Here is a 16,649-nt window from a genome sequence, read left to right as displayed (position 1 = left end):
GCGCCTTCGATCGCCACCACTGGCGATTTTTCTACGGGTACCGGACTCCGGTGCCCGTGGCCTGAACACCCCCCACGAGCCCCGCGGTCCGCAACAGCGATCCGGGGCTTTTTCGTGAAACGCCTGGATCGGGTAACGACCGGCGGGGCCGACGACGATCCAGTGTGTGACACGAGGAGAAGACATGAACGCGGCGAACGACGCAGGTTCGAACGGCGACGTCCCCACCACCGAGATCCCGACCACCGAGGCCGAGATCGACGCACTCCGCAAGGAGATCGACCGGCTCGACGCCGAGATCCTCGCCGCGATCAAGCGCCGCAGCGAGGTGTCGCAGATCATCGGCCGCACCCGCATGGCGTCCGGCGGCCCCCGCCTCGTGCACAGCCGGGAGATGAAGGTCCTCGAGCGTTTCGGCGAGCTCGGCCAGGAGGGTCACACCCTCGCGATGCTGCTGCTGCGACTCGGCCGCGGACCGCTGGGTCGCTGAGCCGGGACCGGCAGACTCGGACAATCCGGGCGGCGCCCGGTGGATCCACTCGCCGCGGCCGCTCGTGCGGCCTCGGCGTCCTGACCTACCCTTTCCCCCACCGACAACGGCTGCACCGACGGCGTGTCGTCGTGACTTCGTTCGGGTGATCGGCGTCCGAGGAGCCCTCGGTGGCCGCATTCCCTGGCCCAGCCCCTCCGGCCGCCCGATCCCGTGCTGATACCGTCGTCGGTGTTCTGACACGGGGTGCTCCGCGAACGCGGGGCTGAGATGAGACCCGAGAACCTGTCCAGGTAATGCTGACGAAGGGATGTCATGGTTTTGCGCGCGCCTGTCACGGAATCCGAAGGATTCACCGATGTCACGGAATCCGAAGGATTCACCGATGGCACGGAATCCGGCGGATTCACCGGGGGCACCGAGTCCGGAGGATTCACCGAGTACCTCTGGGATCGGACGAAGACCCTGCGGGTCGCGATCGACGACCTCGAGTTCCTGCGCCGTCTCGGCGACGGCACGCTGCCGCTCGAGGCGTTCCGCACCTACGTCGAGCAGGACTCGCTGTACCTCGCCGGATACTCGAAGGCCTTGGCCATCCTCGCGTCGAAGTCGCCTGACCCGCAGACCGCGGCGTTCTGGGCGAACTCGTCCGCGGCCGCGGCCACCGTGGAAACGGCCCTGCACGCGGATCTGCTCGAGGGTGGCCTGCTGCCGCCGCGCGCCGGTGAGCCGGAACCGTCGCAGGCGTGCCTCGGCTACGTGTCGTACCTGATCGCGACCGCGGCCACGCAGCCGTACGCGGTCGGCGCGGCGGCGGCGCTGCCGTGCTTCTGGATCTACGCCGACGTGGGACGTGGTCTGGCCGCGAGCGCCGCGGAGGTGCTCGCGGCAGATCCGGGGCACCCGTACGCGCAGTGGGTCACGACCTATGACGCCGAGGAGTTCCAGCAGTCCGCGGCGACCGCGCGGTCGCTGGTCGACGCTGCGGCCGAGGTCGCCGGCGAGGCGGAGCGCGACGCGATGGTCACCGCGTTCACCGTCGCGACCCGGTACGAGCTCCTGTTCTGGGACACCGCCCTGAACACCCAGCCCTGGCCGGCGTCGTGAGCGGTCGCATGAGGCGCGCCCTCACCGGGATTGCCGCCGCCGCACTGGCTTTGACGACGCTGAGTGCCTGCGGTCAGGACGGCGGGTCCGACGAGACCATCCGGTTTGCGCTGGACTGGACGCCGAACACCAACCACACCGGCTTCTTCGTGGCGCAGCAGCGCGGCTACTTCGCCGACGCGGGTCTCGACGTCGAGGTGCTGCCGTACAACAACACGTCCGTCGACACGGTGGTCGACGCAGGCAACGCCGAATTCGGTATCAGCACCCACAATTCGTCGACGTTCTCCCGCGCGTCCGGTGCGCACACGCTGTCCGTGCTCGCACCCTTGCAGCACTGGGCGACGGGGATCGGCGTCAAGGCGGACCGTACCGACATCACCCGCCCGAAGGATCTGGACGGCAAGACCTACGCCGGCTTCGGTGATCCCGGCGAGGAGGAAGCTCTCCAGCAGGTGATCCGGAACGATGGTGGCACAGGCCAGTTCACGTCCGTCACGCTCGGAACGTCGGCGTACGAGGCCGTCTATTCCGGCAAGGCGGACTTCACCGTCTCCTACCTCGCGTGGGAGGGCATCGAGGCCGAGCATCACGGCACACCGATGACGTACTTCCGCTACACCGACTACGGTTTCCCGGACGCCTACGCCATCGTCGTCGATGCCAACGAGGACTGGCTGGGCGCCAACCCGGAGCGGGCGGCGAAGTTCGTGCAGGCACTGCAGCGCGGCTACCAGTTCGCCGCGGACAATCCGGACCAGGCGGCGCAGGACCTCATCGACGCCAACCCCGGCGCCTTCAACGACGAGACGCTGGTGGTCGAGAGCCAGCGGATGCTCGCCGCCGAGTTCATGAAGGACGCCGATGGCAAGGTGGGCACCCAGACCGCGGAGCAGTGGGCCGCGAACTCCGGCTTCCTCTACCGAAGCGGGCTTCTCACCGGCCCCGACGGCGCTGCGTTGACCGAGGAACCCGACTGGTCGACGTACTTCACCAATGACTACCTCACCGGCCCGTAGCGGTTCCCTGCGCGGTTCCCCGCTCCGCTGGGCGGTGCCGTCCGTCGTCATGGTCGCGGTACTCGTCGCGGTGTGGCAGATCTACGTGGACGTCAGCGGGATCCGCCCACAACTGCTGCCGTCTCCACTGCGAGTCCTCCAGCAGGGGTGGTCGCACCGGGACGAGATCGGCGTTCACGCCGCGGCCACCCTTCAGGTGACGCTGATCGGTTTCGCGGTATCGCTGACGCTGGCATGGGCGCTCGCGATCGTGGTCGACTTCTCCCCCTGGCTGCGGCGCGCCTTCGTGCCGCTGTTCGTCGTGTCCCAGACACTGCCGATCATCGCGATCGCACCGCTGATGATCATCTGGTTCGGATTCGGGCTGCTGCCGAAGGTCCTCGTCATCGCACTCGTCACCTTCTTCCCCATGGCGATCGGTCTGATCGAGGGGTTCGCCGCCACCGACCGGGACGCGGGCGCTCTGCTGCGGAGCATGGGCGCCTCTCGCGGGCAGGTGTTCCGCTACGCGCGACTGCCCTCCGCTCTCCCGCGCTTCTTCACCGCACTCCGGATCGGCATCACCTACGCCGTCGTCGGCGCCGTGTTCGCCGAATACGTCGGAGCCAGCAAGGGACTCGGCATCTACATGAGCCTGCAGAAGAACTCGTTCCGCACCGACCTCGTCCTCGCGGCGGTCCTCGTGACCGCGCTCGTCAGCATCACGCTGTACCTGCTGACCTTCGCGATCGAGCGTGTGGTCGCGCCGTGGGCACGCACGAGCGGCCAGGGGTCGACGTGACCGGCACCCACGACAACCGCCTCGTCGTCGACGCGCTCACCAAGTCGTTCCCGCAGCCCGGACGCAATCGCCCCGACCTACCGGTGCTCGGCGGTGTGTCGTTCACCGCGGAGCCCGGCGAGTTCGTCTCCGTCATCGGCCCCAGCGGCTGCGGCAAGAGCACCGTCTTCGCAATGCTCGCCGGGCTCGACCACCCCGACTCCGGCAGCGTCCGGGTCGGCGCCGACACCGCCACCGCCGGGCACTGCGCCTACATGCCGCAGAAGGATCTGTTGTTCCCCTGGCGCACCGTGCTCGACAACACGGTTCTGGGACTTCAGGTGCAGGGCGTGCCGAAGGCGCAGGCCCGCGAGCGTGCTCGCGCACTGTTCCCGGTGTTCGGACTGTCCGGTTTCGAGGACGCGCGCCCGGCCGAGTTGTCGGGCGGCATGCGCCAACGCGCGGCCCTGCTGCGCACCGTCGTGCAGGATCGCGAGCTACTGCTCCTGGACGAGCCGTTCGGTGCCCTCGACGCGCTGACCCGCACCGAGATGCAGGCGTGGCTGCAGGAGGTGTGGCAGCGGTACCGCTGGATGGTGCTGATGATCACCCACGACATCCGCGAAGCCGTCTACCTGTCCGACCGGGTGGTCGTGCTGTCGGCTCGACCCGCGACGGTGCGGCACGAGGTGCGCGTCGACCTGCCCCGGCCGAGGGAACTGTCCATGATGACGTCTCCCGAATTCGTCGCTCTGGAAGCAGAACTGGTCTCGGTGCTCCACGAGGAGGCGCGGCGGGCCCTCGACGAACAGCGGCGTGAACGCTGACGCCGCCGTCGGCCAGAATCTGCGTTCGGCATTCTCCACCGATCACCTCGTCGTCGCGCGGTGGGCGATCCCCATCCCAGGCTGCGTTGCGCTGTTTGTCCGCTGCACGAGCGGGTTTTGTCGTCGTCGGGGCAACCTTGAGCCGGTTGTCGATGACGCGCCCGTGGACGGCACACCAGTCATCCGCAGCGTCGGCGAGGTGTAGAGGTGCGATAGGTTCTTGCCATGGCACGGGACTTCGCCGGATCGGTGCGGGGAATCACCCTTCAGCAGTTGCGGTACTTCGTGGAGGTGGCCGCCGAAGGATCCATCAGTGCCGCGGCGGACCTGCTCTACGTCGCGCAACCGACCATGTCGTCCGCGCTGAAAGACCTCGAAAGTCGCGTGGGACATACACTCTTCGTTCGCTCGACCCGCGGGGTGACCCTCACCGAGGACGGGGCGGAATTCCTCGGCTACGCGCGCCAGGTGGTCGAGCAAGCGGAACTCCTGGAACAGCGGTATCTCGGCCGCGGGCCCTCACGCCGACTCCTGGCCGTGTCAACTCAGCACTACTCGTTCGTCGTCGACGCGTTCGCCCGCATGGTGAAAGCGTCAGAAGCCGCGGAGTATTCGTTCAGTCTTCGAGAGACACGCACGTGGGAGATCATCGAGGACGTTCGCACGCTGCGAAGCGAACTCGGTGTGCTCTATCGCAACGAGTTCAACGCAAACGTGATCAACAAACTGATTCGCGAAGCAGGGTTGGTCTTCACGCCGCTCTTTCTGGCGTCGCCACATATCTTCATCGCCCGCACGAACCCTCTCGCAGGGCGCAAGAGTGTGACGCTGAACGATCTCGAAGACTTGCCCCGGCTCACGTTCGACCAGGGCGTGAACAACTCCTTCTACCTCGCCGAAGAGATCCTCTCCACCCGGTCGTCGAAGCAGGACATTCGGGTGAGCGATCGAGCGACAATCTTCAACCTCATGATCGGCCTGGGCGGGTACACCATCTCCACCGGCATCATCTCGGACGATCTCGATCCGTCCATCGTCGCTGTACCGCTCGACGTGGACGAGCACATCGAGATCGGTTGGATCGGCCATGCCTCGGTGTCCTTGACCGCTCAGGCTCAGCGATTCGTGGCGGAGATGCGCGACGTCGTTTCGGGGTTCGGAGTCGACCTGCTGACATAGGCGGTGGCTATGCCCAGCCATCGCATTCGGCAATTAGCCTATGTCTGCGGGTCTACTTACACTGACTTCCACGCCACTTCGGATAATCGCCTCCCAGTGTTCTCGGCCTGAAAGTTCGGCCCTGGACCATCGGGTATTCGGTTGAAGTGCTGCGAAATCTCAGGCAGTGAACCGTGCAATGACGCGCTCGTCGCTGCACTCACCGCACATGATTGGGGCAACGGGTCAATATGACGAACGAATGCGTTTTCAGCATCGGCACTACGCGCTTCAACGAGGACTACACCCCGTCGACCAACTCGCGCAGCACGACGAACTTCGCGAATCTCGCACGCGGCGAGAATCGTCGGCGGAATCTGCGCAACGCGGTGACGATGATGAACACCCGTGTCAACGAGTTGGTGCACTGGGACAATCCGCGTGGCGACCGCTATGCACTCGAACTCGACATCGTCTCGGTGGACCTGCATCTCGCGTCGGCCGGGGATGACGCGGCGTTTCCTGTGATCGAGGTGCTCGACGTCGGCATCGTCGACACCACCACGGGCGCCCGCACGGAGGGCATCGTCGGTAACAACTTCTCCTCGTACATTCGCGACTACGATTTCAGCGTTCGCCTTCCTGGGCACCAAGCGACGGGAATCCCCAGCGACTTCGGTGATCTGCACGGGCAGGTCTTTCAGCGTTTCGTCGAATCGGACGAGTATCGCGAACGGTTCTCGCAGCCACCGGTCATCTGCATCAGCGTTTCGACGTCCAGGACGTACCGCCGCCTCACGAATTTCCACCCGATTCTCGGGGTGGAGTACGTGGCAGATGAGAAGTCGCTCACCGATCAGTACTTCGGGAAGATGGGCCTGCGGGTTCGCTACTTCATGCCTCAGGGGTCCGTCGCTCCGTTGGCCTTCTATCACCGCGGTGACCTGCTCAACGACTATTCGTTCCTCGCACTCGCGGGAACGATCGCGACGATGGAGACGTTTCAGAAGATCTATCGTCCCGAGATCTACAACGCGAACACTGCCGCGTCGGAGGTGTACCAGCCGAGTCTCGACAACGGCAACTATTCACTTCCGCAAGTGAGCTACGACCGTGTCGAACGCACACAACTCGCGACCACACAGGGAAAGTTCACCGAGGTGAACCTCATGAAACCGTATGGCGCTGTTCTCGAGCAGTGGGCTACCAAGCAATCCGCCTGACCGTACGAGACCGAAAGGCTCCAGAGATGAACACACTCCTCCCCACCTCCATCGTCGGTAGCCTGCCCAAGCCCTCGTGGCTCTCGGAGCCAGAGAAGCTCTGGTCGCCGTGGAAGTTGCGAGACGACGAACTGCGCGAAGGGAAACTCGACGCCCAGACGCTCGCGGCACACGATCAGCGTCGTGCCGGGCTCGACATCATCAGTGACGGTGAACAGACGCGCCAGCACTTCGTGACCACGTTCATCGAGCACCTCGGTGGCGTCGACTTCGACCGGCGCGAGACCGTGCGAATTCGCGACCGCTACGACGCGAGCGTCCCGACGGTTGTCGGCGCGGTGAGCCGCGAAAAATCGGTGTTCGCAGCCGATGCGGCTCGTCTTCGAGCAGCGACCGACCAGCCGATCAAATGGGCCCTGCCCGGCCCCATGACAATGATCGACACGCTCTACGACGACCACTACAAGAATCGCGAAAAGCTCGCATGGGAGTTCGCGGCCATCCTGAACCAAGAAGCAAAGGACTTGGAAGCGGCCGGCGTCGACATCATCCAGATCGATGAGCCCGCGTTCAACGTGTTCTTCGACGAACTGAAGGACTGGGGCGTCGCGGCACTCGAGCGGGCGACCGACGGGCTGAGCTGCGAAACTGCCGTTCACATCTGTTACGGCTACGGCATCAAGGCCAACACCGACTGGAAGGCAACGCTCGGGGCCGAGTGGCGCCAGTACGAAGAGTCGTTCCCACTGCTGCAACAGTCATCGATCGACTTCGTGTCGCTGGAGAGTCACAATTCGCGGGTACCTGTCGACCTGATCGAACTGCTTCGAGGCAAGAAGGTCATGCTGGGAGCGATCGATGTGGCGAGCGACGGCATCGAGACGTCCGAAGAGGTCGCCGCAACCCTTCGTCGCGCCCTCCCGTTCGTTGACGCGGACAAGCTCTACCCGAGTACCAATTGCGGTATGGCGCCACTGGGCCGACGCGTCGCACGAGACAAGATGGTCGCGCTCGCCGCTGGGGCCGAACTTCTGCGCAGTGAGTTGTCCTAGCGACTCCGACACTGCCTGCGCTTCATCACCCTGAACTTCGCGCGGGCGACCCGTGAGGTGCCTATCGATCCCGGGTACGCCGCCAAATGACATGTCGGAGAGGGGCCGGGCGTTGGCCAACCGACCACGGCTTCGCCGAGTGGTGTGGTCCCCTCGAACCTACGACGAGGCCGCTGAGACGAGGCTCAGACCAGCCGTGCCTCGCATCCAGACCGAGTGCGAGAATCACAGTCGAACAGCTCTGCTTCCCAATATGTTTCATCGACCACTCGGTCCGCGGGCCCCCAGTTCCGGGGATCCTCCCGAACTGGCGCCGACAGAGCGGCAGATGGGTTCTACAACGACATGACCGACATCCGTCGCTGTGTGCGCATCACGAAACCGCGTCTCACGCAGGACCGCAGCGAGTTCGTCGGTAGTGACACCGACCTCCCTGTGCCAGGCGGGACAGACGTCGGTGTGCTGGAACAGACGCAGGATCAACGCCGCAACTCCATGCGACGGGGCCGAGCGCACAACGGCGTGCGCGATCAGTTTCCTACGGTCCCTCACGGTGAGCGCCGACCTGGTCCACAGGTGGTCGTCGATGTATCTCGCGGCAGCAGTGATCACCTCGACCAGAGGGTCGCTCGACCCTGCATCGACGCGCCGCCCGGCGCTCAGGCGCCCACCGCGCGCTGAGGCACGCCGGTGTACTCGCTGAGCGGCCGGATGAGCGCGTTCGACTCACCCTGTTCGATGATGTGCGCCGTCCATCCGGTGATGCGGCTCATCACGAAGATCGGGGTGAACACCTCGATGTCGAAGCCCATCAGGTAGTAGGCCGGGCCCGTGGGGAAGTCGAGGTTCGGCTTGATTCCGGTGGCGGCGTTCATGGTGCGCTCGAGGATCTCGTACATCTCGACCCACTTGTCTCCGCCGGTGTGCTGCGCGACGTCGACGAACGCCTTGCGCATCGTCGGAACGCGTGAGTCACCGCTGCGGTAGACGCGGTGACCGAAGCCCATCACCTTCTCCTTGCGGGCAAGCTTGCCGCGCATCCACTCCTCGGCGTTCTCGGGCTCGCCGATCTCGATCATGTCGTGCATGACCGCCTCGTTGGCACCACCGTGCAGCGGACCCTTGAGGGTGCCGATGGCGGCGGTGACGGCGCTGTAGATGTCCGAGAGGGTGGAGGTGACGACGCGCGCCGCGAACGTGGACGCGTTGAAGCTGTGCTCCGCGTACAGGATCAGCGAGACCTCGAAGGCCTTGACGATCTCCTTGTCCGGCACCTTCCCGAAGCACATGTTGAGGAAGTTCTCGGCGAAGCCGAGGTGGCTGTGCGGCGCGATGGGCTCGAGGTCGTGGCGGCGGCGATGGTCGGCCGCGACGATGGTCGGCAGCACCGCCATCATGCGAAGCGACTTGCCCCGCAATGCCTTCGGGTCGTTGTCCCATTCCTCCGGGTCCTCGGCACCGAGGTAGCTGATGGCCGTCCGGACCACGTCCATCGGATGGCAGTTCTCCGGCAGCTTCGCCACGAGCTGCAGCAGCGACCGGTCGGCGCGGCGGTTGGCCCGCTCACGCTGGACGAATTGCTCGAGCTGGGCGTCGGTGGGGAGCTCCCCGTTCCAGAGCAGATAGGCGACCTGCTCGAAGCTGCAGTGCTCCGCGAGGTCCTGCACCGCGTAGCCGCGGTAGGTCAGCGAGTTGGTCTCGGGTACCACCTTCGAGATGGCGGTGGTGTCAACGACGACACCGGCGAGGCCCTTGTAGATCGTCGGAAGGGAGGTCGTCATCTGATAGTTGGCGCGGATGCTCCCTCTTGCCGGGGGAGAGGAAGCGCCATCTCCTTTTCTGTCGGTGGTGTCGGTTACGTTGCTGCACATGGGAGTTGAGGTGGTTCGGTACTCGTTCCGGTTGCGGCCCGGAGCGCAGGCGGAGGCTGCCTTGATGGCGGAGTGGAGCCGGTGCCGGTTCCTGTGGAACGAGGCCGTCCACCTGCAGAGGTCCGGTGCCAGAATGACGTTCGGGCAGCTGTCGGCGCTGCTGACGGAGGCCCGCAGACGATGTGGCTGGTTGCGGGAGGGTTCACAAGTAGCGCAGCAGCAGGTGCTCCGCACCTATGGTCAGGCGCTGGATCAGTCGTTCACGGTGAAGGGCCGGGGCAGGCCGACGGTCAAGCCCCGCAAGACGACCTTGCCGTCGTTGGAGTTCACGCGGCGTGGATTCCGAATCCGCGACGGTCGGCTGATACTGGCCAAGGGTGTCACGATTCCGGTGGTGTGGTCGCGAGAGTTGCCGTCGGAGCCGTCGAGTGTCCGGGTTTTCCGAGATTCGCTGGGGCACTGGTACGCCTCCTTTGTGGTCGAACGGGACGTGGTCGCCATACCGGTTCCGGAGGCTGGAGCCGGGATCGGCGTCGACTGGGGTGTCACGACCACGGCCACCACCACCGACGCGGTCTTCGATCTGCCGTACCTCGGGCACCGAAGACGGTGTGCGGCGGAGTTGGCGAAGGCGCAGCGGAAGATGGCCCGCCGCCACACCGGGAAGAAGGGTCCGCAGTCGAAGGGCTACGAGCGGGCGAAGCGGCAAGCCGCCAAACTGCAGAAGAAGGCGGCCCGGCAAACCGAATACGATTCGCGGGTATGGGCGAAACGAGTGGTCGACAGCCACGAGTTGATTGCGGTGGAGGACTTCAACCCGACGTTCCTCAGCAAGTCGACGATGGCGCGCAAGGCGGCGGATGCTGCGATCGGTGCGGCGAAACGGGAACTTCTCGAACGGGGCATGCGGGCCGGCCGGAGGGTGGTGGTGGTGCGACCCGCGTACACGTCCATGACGTGTTCGAGGTGTTTTGCGAGAGCCAAGCAGCGTCTCGGACTCGGTGAACGGGTTTTCCGATGCTGGTCCTGCGGTCATGCCGAGGGTCGGGATCGGAATGCTGCCGGGGTGATCCTGGCTGTGGCAGAGCGCGGCCACACACGTGTTGACGATGTCAGTCAGTCTGATCGCCCCTTCCCTGGGGTCGGTCGGGTTGCGGTCCGAGCGTGAAATCTCCTGCTGGCAGGTAGGAGAAGCGCTAATGGTTCCCTCCGAGGGTGAAGTTGAAGACTCCGGAATCGAATTCGTTGTAGCGCTCGTACTCGAGCAGTTCGTACAGCCGCGATCGGGTCTGCATCTGATCGACGAGACCTTCCTGCGTGCCCTTCGCGTGGATCTCGCGCAGCCCGGCTTCGATCGCCCCCATCGCGAGACGGAGGGTGGTGACCGGGTAGATCACGGCGTTGTAGCCGATGTTCTGCAGGGTCTGTGCCGGAATGAGCTGCGACTTGCCGAATTCCGTCATGTTCGCGAGCAGCGGGATGTCCACGGCAGCGCGGAACTTCTCGAAGTCGGCCTCGGTGTGCAAGGCCTCCGTGAAGATCATGTCGGCCCCGGCGTCGGCGTACGCCTTCGCTCGCTCGATGGCCGCGTCGATGCCCCTCGTGCCGGAAGCGGTCGTGTCGCTGATACCAGCGGCGTCGGTGCGAGCGCAGATCACGAAGTTCGGGTCGCGACGTGCCGTCACGGCGGCCCGCAGCCGACGCACCATCTCGTCGGTCGGCACGATCGCCTTGCCGTCGAGATGGCCGCACCGCTTCGGGTTGACCTGATCCTCGAGGTGCAGACCCGCGATGCCCGCGTCCTCGAAGGCGAGGACGGTGCGGGCCGCGGACATCGGCTCACCGAATCCGGTGTCGGCGTCGACCAGGACGGGAAGGTCGGTGACGCCGGCGATCTGGGCGCTGTGCGCCGTGACCTCGGTGAGGGTGGTGAGTCCGATGTCGGGCAGACCGAGGCCGGCGGAGAGGGCGCCGCCGGAGACGTAGACGCCCTCGAAGCCGATCTCCTGGATCAGCTTGGCCGTCAGCGGGTTGATCGCGCCCGGCAGCCGGGTGATGCCCTCCGACGTCAGGCTCGCACGGAAGGCGTCGCGCTTCTCGGCCGCGGAGGTTGCGGCGGCGATGAGTCCGGTCATCAGAACAGGCCCTGCGGCGACTTCGGCGAGCGGTCGAGCACCTCATCCGACACGGTGAAGGTGAGCTGGTTCAGCTCACCGGCCTTCAGCTCCGGCGTGCGCTGCGCTGCGGCGAGGAAGCGGTCCTGCTCGGCCGGTGCGATGACGCCCTCGGCGAGGGTGCGGAACTTCGCGATGTACTGGTCGCGGGCGAACGGGCGAGCGCCGAGCGGGTGCGCATCGGCGACGGCGAGCTCGTCGACGATGACCTCACCGCTCTTGAGGGTGACCTCGGCGCGGGCACCGAAGGCCTTCTCGTTCGGGTCGGTGGAGTGGTAGCGACGGGTCCACTCCGGGTCCTCGGCGGTGGAGATCTTCTGCCACAGCAGGGTGGTGTCGGGACGCTGCGCCCGCTCCGGAGCGTAGGACCGCTCGTGGTGCCAGGTGCCGTTCTGCAGCGCGACCGCGAAGATGTACATGATCGAGTGGTCGAGGGTCTCGCGCGACGCCTTGGGGTCGAACTTCTGCGGATCGTTCGAGCCGGTGCCGATCACGTAATGGGTGTGGTGGCTGGTGTGCAGGACGATCGACGCGATCTGGCTCAGGTCGCCGACCCGCTCGCGCAGGCGGAATGCCAGGTCGATCGGTGCCTGGCTCTGGTACTCGGCCGAGTGCTCCTTGGTGTAGGTGTCGAGGATGCCGCGCTTGGCCTCGCCTGGGCCGGGCAGCGGCACGTTGTACTCCGCCTTCGGGCCACCGAGCAGCCAGGCGATGACACCGTCCTCGCCCTCCCAGATCGGGGACGGGGCGCCCTCGCCGCGCATCGCGCGGTCCACGGCCTCGACGGCCATCTTGCCGGCGAAGGCCGGGGCGTAGGCCTTCCAGCTGGAGATCTCGCCCTTGCGCGACTGACGGGTGGCAGTGGTGGTGTGCAGCGCCTGACCGATCGCCTGGTAAACGGTCTCGGTGTCGAGGCCCAGCAGGGTGCCGATGCCCGCGGCCGCGGAGGGGCCGAGGTGGGCGACGTGGTCGATCTTGTGCTCGTGCAGGCAGATGGCACGAACCAGGTCGACCTGGATCTCGTAGCCGGTGGCGAGGCCGCGGATCAGGTCCTGGCCGGTGCGCCCGGCGTGCTGCGCGACCGCGAGAATCGACGGGATGTTGTCGCCCGGGTGCGAGTATTCGGCGGCCAGGAAGGTGTCGTGGAAGTCGAGCTCACGCACCGCGACGCCGTTGGCCCACGCCGCCCACTCGGGCGAGAACGTGCCACCGACGCCGAACACAGTCGATCCGTGCGACTCCGACGATGACCGGCTGTACGGATGCGACTGCGCCTGCGCCCGCGCGTTGGCGACCGGGCGGCGGGTAACGGACGCTGCGGCGACGGCAGCGTTGTCGATGATCCGGTTGACGATCATCTCGGCGGTGTCCGCGGGCACCTCGACGGAGTCGGTCGCGACCTCGGCGATCTTCCACGCGAGGTGCTCGCTGCGCGGGAAGTCCTCGGCGGAGCGGTAGGTGCGGACGGGATGCGTCTTCAAGATGATGTCCTCCGATTGTGTCGGCGCCTGGTACTGGAACTCGGCCGGGAAGCGACCGATCGACCCGGCGATGTTCGCAGCGTATGGAGGACCCGACGCGACGGGAAGAGACTGAACCTGCGTAATTCGGTGGTGTGTGTCGGCGAATTCTGCGAATGCTGCGAATCCGACCGCTCCGACCCCACACACTTTGCAGAACAGAAGAATTCACGGCACTGAAGTCCGCAGGATCGAACCGTGTCACGGCCCGGCCGCGGACCGTACGCTGCCGACACGACCGACACGACCAGGTTTCGATCTCCGGATCGAGCCGGCCCGGAGGTCCCAGTCGATGCGCCCGGGTCGCCATAGACGAGACCACGAATGCCATCCGCGAGATCACGTCGGATCTGTTCGCGGCGTAGGGCTTTCGAGACGCACGTATGTCCGGGATCGGAAGCCGGGTAGCGGTGCGACCGGCGGAGCTCTTCGCGCACGTCACGTCGAAGGAGCAGCTGCAGTGGGACATCATCCGCGTGTACACGACGACCTCGTCGGCACGAGTCGAGGCGAGTTCGCAGGTCCGGGGTCTCCTCCGACGATCCGAGACCTCTAGAATCGACGGTGCAGTTGGTTCGCCGCCTCGACCGTGAGGAGCCCCGAAGGTCGCGGTGGCGTCGAAGTGCCCGAGGGCACGAGAGGGAATCCGGTGTGAGTCCGGAACTGTCCCGCAGCGGTATGCAGGAACGACCGCCGTCACCAGCACTGGACGCGAGTCCGGGAAGCGACGGCCAGTAGGTTCGCCTCACACGCGAGCGCCTGCGAGTCCGAAGACCTGCCCGCTGCGCCGGGTACGCCGTACCTGGCGGTGTGCCGCCTCGTGGACTGGGTGTGCGTACCCGATCGAGGTGGCGCCGTGCCCGCTCTCCGGGCGGTGACGGGGGCTCGTTCGGGCATGCATTCGTGGGCGGCCTCTGGACTCGATCACGAAGGCGGCAGCCATGCAGAAGATCTACGGCGGACCGCGGCTACGCCGGCTGCGGGAGGAACGCGGCCTGACGCAGCTGGATTTGGCCCGGACACTCGACCTCTCGGCGAGTTACGTCAACCAGTTGGAGAACGACCAGCGTCCGCTGACTGTGCCGGTCCTGCTGAAGCTGAACGCGACCTTCGATCTCGATCCGCAGTTCTTCGCGGCCGACCAGGACGCGAGGCTCGCGGCAGATCTCCATGACGTCCTCCGCGCGATCGGCACGGGGGCGCCCAGCCCGGCGATGGTGGACGAACTGGTCGCCAGGATGCCGGAGATCGGAACAGCGCTCGTCGGAGTCCACCGCCGACTGCTGGCAGCGACCGAACGGCTGGAGCAGTACAGCGTCCATCTGTCCGCGCCGTCGGAGGCGACCTCGAAGACTTCGATGCCGATGCCGTTCGAGGAAGTTCGAGACTTTTTCTACGACAGGCACAATCACATCGCCGAACTCGACGACGCCGCCGAACGATTGTTCACGGAGAGCGGCCTCCGGCCCGGCTCTCTGGACAACCAGCTGACGGCACTCCTCGAGTCGGAACACGACATCGTCGTCCGGTTGCGCACCGATCCGCCCGACCGACCGGGACCGAAACGCTCGTTCGACGAGGCGAACCGCATCCTTACCCTGTCCCGGCACCTGACACCCGGACAGCGGGCGTTCCAGATCGCGACCCAGCTCGCCTTTCTCACCCAGTTGGCCACGATCGACGCGCTCGTCGAGTCCGCCACCGGTCTCGGAGAGGGCTCCCGCGACCTGGCGAAGATCGGACTCGCGAACTACTTCGCCGGGGCACTGCTGTTGCCGTACAACCCGTTCCTCGACGCGGCGGAACGCCTGCACTACGACATCGAGATGCTGGCGCTGCAGTTCGAGGTCGGATTCGAGACGGTCTGCCACCGGCTCTCGACGATGCAACGCCCGACCCGGCGCGGCATCCCGTTCTTCTTCGTCCGCACCGATCGAGCCGGGAACATCTCGAAACGGCAGTCCGCCACCGCGTTCCACTTCTCGCGGATCGGTGGCAGCTGCCCGCTGTGGGTGGTGCACGACGCGTTCGGAATGCCCGGGCGGATTCTCACCCAGGTCGCGCAGATGCCCGACGGCCGGACATACCTGTGGATCGCCCGGACCACCGACGACGACCCCCGCCCCTACGGAACCGCGCAACGCAGCTTCGCGATCGGGTTGGGCTGCGACATCACCCACGCCAGCCGACTCGTGTACTCCCGGGGCCTGCGGCTCGACGAACAGATGTCGCCGGATCCGATCGGCGCAGGCTGCAAGATCTGCGAGCGCACCGACTGTGCGCAGCGGGCCTTCCCCCAGATCGGTCAGCCCGTTCGGGTGGACGTGAATCTCAGTACCCGCCAGCCTTATCCGTCCTAGGCACTCCTCCCCCGCAAGCGGGAGGGAGGCGCGCACCGCCAGGGTGGCGTCGACCATGTTCTTCAGCGACGCCTCGACCTCGACCGGGCCGCCGGGTTTTCAGGCCGGGGTTGACCCACAGCCGCTCCGCGGGAACGGCCGCCAGCGCCTCACGAAGCGATGCGGTGATCTTCTCGACACCAGGAACTCGCGGGGAGTGAATGTCGTAGACACCTGGGCCGACGCCGACGTCGAATCCTGCCGCGTTCAGGTCGTCGAGAACCTCGACTGCACCGACGCGAACAGGGCACTTCGTGCTCGTGCATGGTTCGCGGGTGTCCTCACCCCGAAGCGCGCACGAGCGGCGGAGCCGCCTCAGTCGCGGGTGGTCAGGAGCGCGAACACGCGCCGCACCTCGTCGATGGTCGGATCGGGCAGGTGGTCTCGGGCGTGCAGGAAGCCGACACCCGCATAGACGAGGACACCACTGCGCAGGCGCGCCTCCTCGGCGTCGAAGCCGAGGTCGAGCAGAGTGCTCTGCACGACGTCGAACACCTGGTTGTCCAGTCGTGCAACGGAATCCGCGACCTGACTGTCGGAACGCGCCCAGTCGCGGACCGCGACCTCGACCGCCCAGCCGCGCTGCGACATGAGCTGCGCCGCCATCGCCTCGAGTCGTTGGTCGCCGGGAATCGAAGTCGTCTCCTTGAGCGCCAGGAGGGTCTCGTTCTGGATGGCGCACCAGCGATCCGCGACGGCCTTCATCAGATGGTCGATGTCGGGGAAATGCCAGTAGAAGCTGCCCTTGGTGACGCCCAGCTCCTCGCACAGGCGGGTGATCTTCACGCCCGTCACACCCTCGCGGACGAGGAGGTCGAAGGCGGCTTCGATCCAGTCGTCCACGGACAGCCTCGGAGCCCGCTGCCGCGTTCCGGCACCCGAACCACGGGCAGCGCGAGCGCTCTGGGACGCGTCTCTCCTCGCCGTCATGACGCTCTCCTCGCCTTCGCAAAAGTGACCTGTTCCAGCATCATTCCAGACACTTGACCGTACCATACGGTGTGGTACGGTCACCGCCGTTGCCAAGGACTGGAGATGCACCGTGACCG

The 16,649-nt window shown here is 66.0% G+C and carries 15 protein-coding genes, 1 pseudogene and 2 riboswitches; of the genes and pseudogenes, 11 read left to right on the top strand and 5 right to left on the bottom strand.

The annotated features are described in order from the left end of the window. Window positions 1–184 precede the first annotated feature (184 nt). From FFS72_RS17080 to FFS72_RS17040, 9 genes are all read left to right on the top strand, one after another. Window positions 185–490: a chorismate mutase gene (locus FFS72_RS17080; protein ID WP_050062813.1), complete on the top strand. Its 306-nt coding sequence runs from the start codon at window positions 185–187 to the stop codon at window positions 488–490. 232 nt (window positions 491–722) lie between these two features. Next, window positions 723–818: riboswitch (TPP riboswitch) on the top strand. Continuing rightward, window positions 806–1,597, top strand: a complete 792-nt coding sequence (locus FFS72_RS17075; protein ID WP_137875043.1) for a TenA family protein — start codon at window positions 806–808, stop codon at window positions 1,595–1,597. (Overlaps the previous riboswitch by 13 nt.) A gap of 8 nt (window positions 1,598–1,605) precedes the next feature. Then, complete coding sequence (locus FFS72_RS17070; protein WP_502704125.1) at window positions 1,606–2,616, top strand: ABC transporter substrate-binding protein; 1,011 nt, start codon at window positions 1,606–1,608, stop codon at window positions 2,614–2,616. Next, a complete protein-coding gene (locus FFS72_RS17065; RefSeq protein ID WP_137875041.1) occupies window positions 2,594–3,397 on the top strand; it encodes an ABC transporter permease in 804 nt (267 codons plus the stop codon). Before FFS72_RS17070 ends, FFS72_RS17065 begins: the two co-directional genes overlap by 23 nt. After that, the gene (locus FFS72_RS17060) at window positions 3,394–4,203 is read left to right on the top strand and encodes an ABC transporter ATP-binding protein (RefSeq protein ID WP_137875040.1); all 810 of its coding nucleotides are present in this window, start codon (window positions 3,394–3,396) and stop codon (window positions 4,201–4,203) included. The genes FFS72_RS17065 and FFS72_RS17060 overlap by 4 nt, the downstream gene beginning before the upstream one ends. After that, on the top strand, window positions 4,193–4,408 hold the full coding sequence (locus FFS72_RS17055) for a hypothetical protein (RefSeq protein WP_137875039.1): 216 nt from the start codon (window positions 4,193–4,195) through the stop codon (window positions 4,406–4,408). Before FFS72_RS17060 ends, FFS72_RS17055 begins: the two co-directional genes overlap by 11 nt. 20 nt (window positions 4,409–4,428) lie before the next feature. After that, window positions 4,429–5,382, top strand: coding sequence for a LysR family transcriptional regulator (locus tag FFS72_RS17050; protein WP_137875038.1), 954 nt, complete (start codon window positions 4,429–4,431; stop codon window positions 5,380–5,382). A gap of 230 nt (window positions 5,383–5,612) precedes the next feature. Then, window positions 5,613–6,584, top strand: coding sequence for a putative oxygenase MesX (locus FFS72_RS17045; protein ID WP_137875037.1), 972 nt, complete (start codon window positions 5,613–5,615; stop codon window positions 6,582–6,584). A 26-nt stretch (window positions 6,585–6,610) separates the two neighbouring features. Then, a complete protein-coding gene (locus FFS72_RS17040) occupies window positions 6,611–7,636 on the top strand; it encodes a methionine synthase (protein ID WP_137875088.1) in 1,026 nt (341 codons plus the stop codon). Between the two features lie 659 nt (window positions 7,637–8,295). Here the strand turns inward: FFS72_RS17040 and FFS72_RS17035 are convergent. Next, window positions 8,296–9,417, bottom strand: a complete 1,122-nt coding sequence (locus tag FFS72_RS17035) for a bifunctional 2-methylcitrate synthase/citrate synthase (RefSeq protein ID WP_137875036.1) — start codon at window positions 9,415–9,417, stop codon at window positions 8,296–8,298. 88 nt (window positions 9,418–9,505) lie between these two features. Here FFS72_RS17035 and FFS72_RS17030 point away from each other — a divergent pair, with 88 nt between their 5' ends. After that, on the top strand, window positions 9,506–10,675 hold the full coding sequence (locus tag FFS72_RS17030; RefSeq protein WP_137875035.1) for an RNA-guided endonuclease InsQ/TnpB family protein: 1,170 nt from the start codon (window positions 9,506–9,508) through the stop codon (window positions 10,673–10,675). A 28-nt stretch (window positions 10,676–10,703) separates the two neighbouring features. Here the strand turns inward: FFS72_RS17030 and prpB are convergent, their stop codons facing one another. Both prpB and prpD read right to left on the bottom strand, forming a co-directional pair. Next, the gene (gene prpB, locus FFS72_RS17025) at window positions 10,704–11,642 is read right to left on the bottom strand and encodes a methylisocitrate lyase (RefSeq protein ID WP_137875034.1); all 939 of its coding nucleotides are present in this window, start codon (window positions 11,640–11,642) and stop codon (window positions 10,704–10,706) included. Next, window positions 11,642–13,162, bottom strand: a complete 1,521-nt coding sequence (gene prpD / locus FFS72_RS17020) for a 2-methylcitrate dehydratase PrpD (RefSeq protein ID WP_137875033.1) — start codon at window positions 13,160–13,162, stop codon at window positions 11,642–11,644. Before prpD ends, prpB begins: the two co-directional genes overlap by 1 nt. Window positions 13,163–13,823: 661 nt before the next feature. Continuing rightward, a riboswitch (cobalamin riboswitch) is annotated at window positions 13,824–13,980 on the top strand. Between the two features lie 162 nt (window positions 13,981–14,142). Between prpD and FFS72_RS17015 the strand changes: the two genes are divergently transcribed. Next, window positions 14,143–15,561: a short-chain fatty acyl-CoA regulator family protein gene (locus FFS72_RS17015; RefSeq protein ID WP_137875032.1), complete on the top strand. Its 1,419-nt coding sequence runs from the start codon at window positions 14,143–14,145 to the stop codon at window positions 15,559–15,561. Window positions 15,562–15,582: 21 nt separating this feature from the next. On the opposite strand, the pseudogene FFS72_RS17010 reads toward FFS72_RS17015, so the two are convergent. Then, window positions 15,583–15,829 (bottom strand): annotated as a pseudogene (locus FFS72_RS17010) (5-methyltetrahydropteroyltriglutamate--homocysteine S-methyltransferase); the annotation flags it as partial. Window positions 15,830–15,915: 86 nt separating this feature from the next. After that, window positions 15,916–16,530: a TetR/AcrR family transcriptional regulator gene (locus FFS72_RS17005; protein ID WP_137875031.1), complete on the bottom strand. Its 615-nt coding sequence runs from the start codon at window positions 16,528–16,530 to the stop codon at window positions 15,916–15,918. Window positions 16,531–16,649 lie beyond the last annotated feature (119 nt).

It is taken from the genome of Rhodococcus sp. Q, assembly GCF_005503035.1.
GTDB lineage: Bacteria > Actinomycetota > Actinomycetes > Mycobacteriales > Mycobacteriaceae > Rhodococcus_G.
Note: the sequence above shows the minus strand (reverse complement) of the source record. Positions and strands in the feature narration are given on the sequence as shown.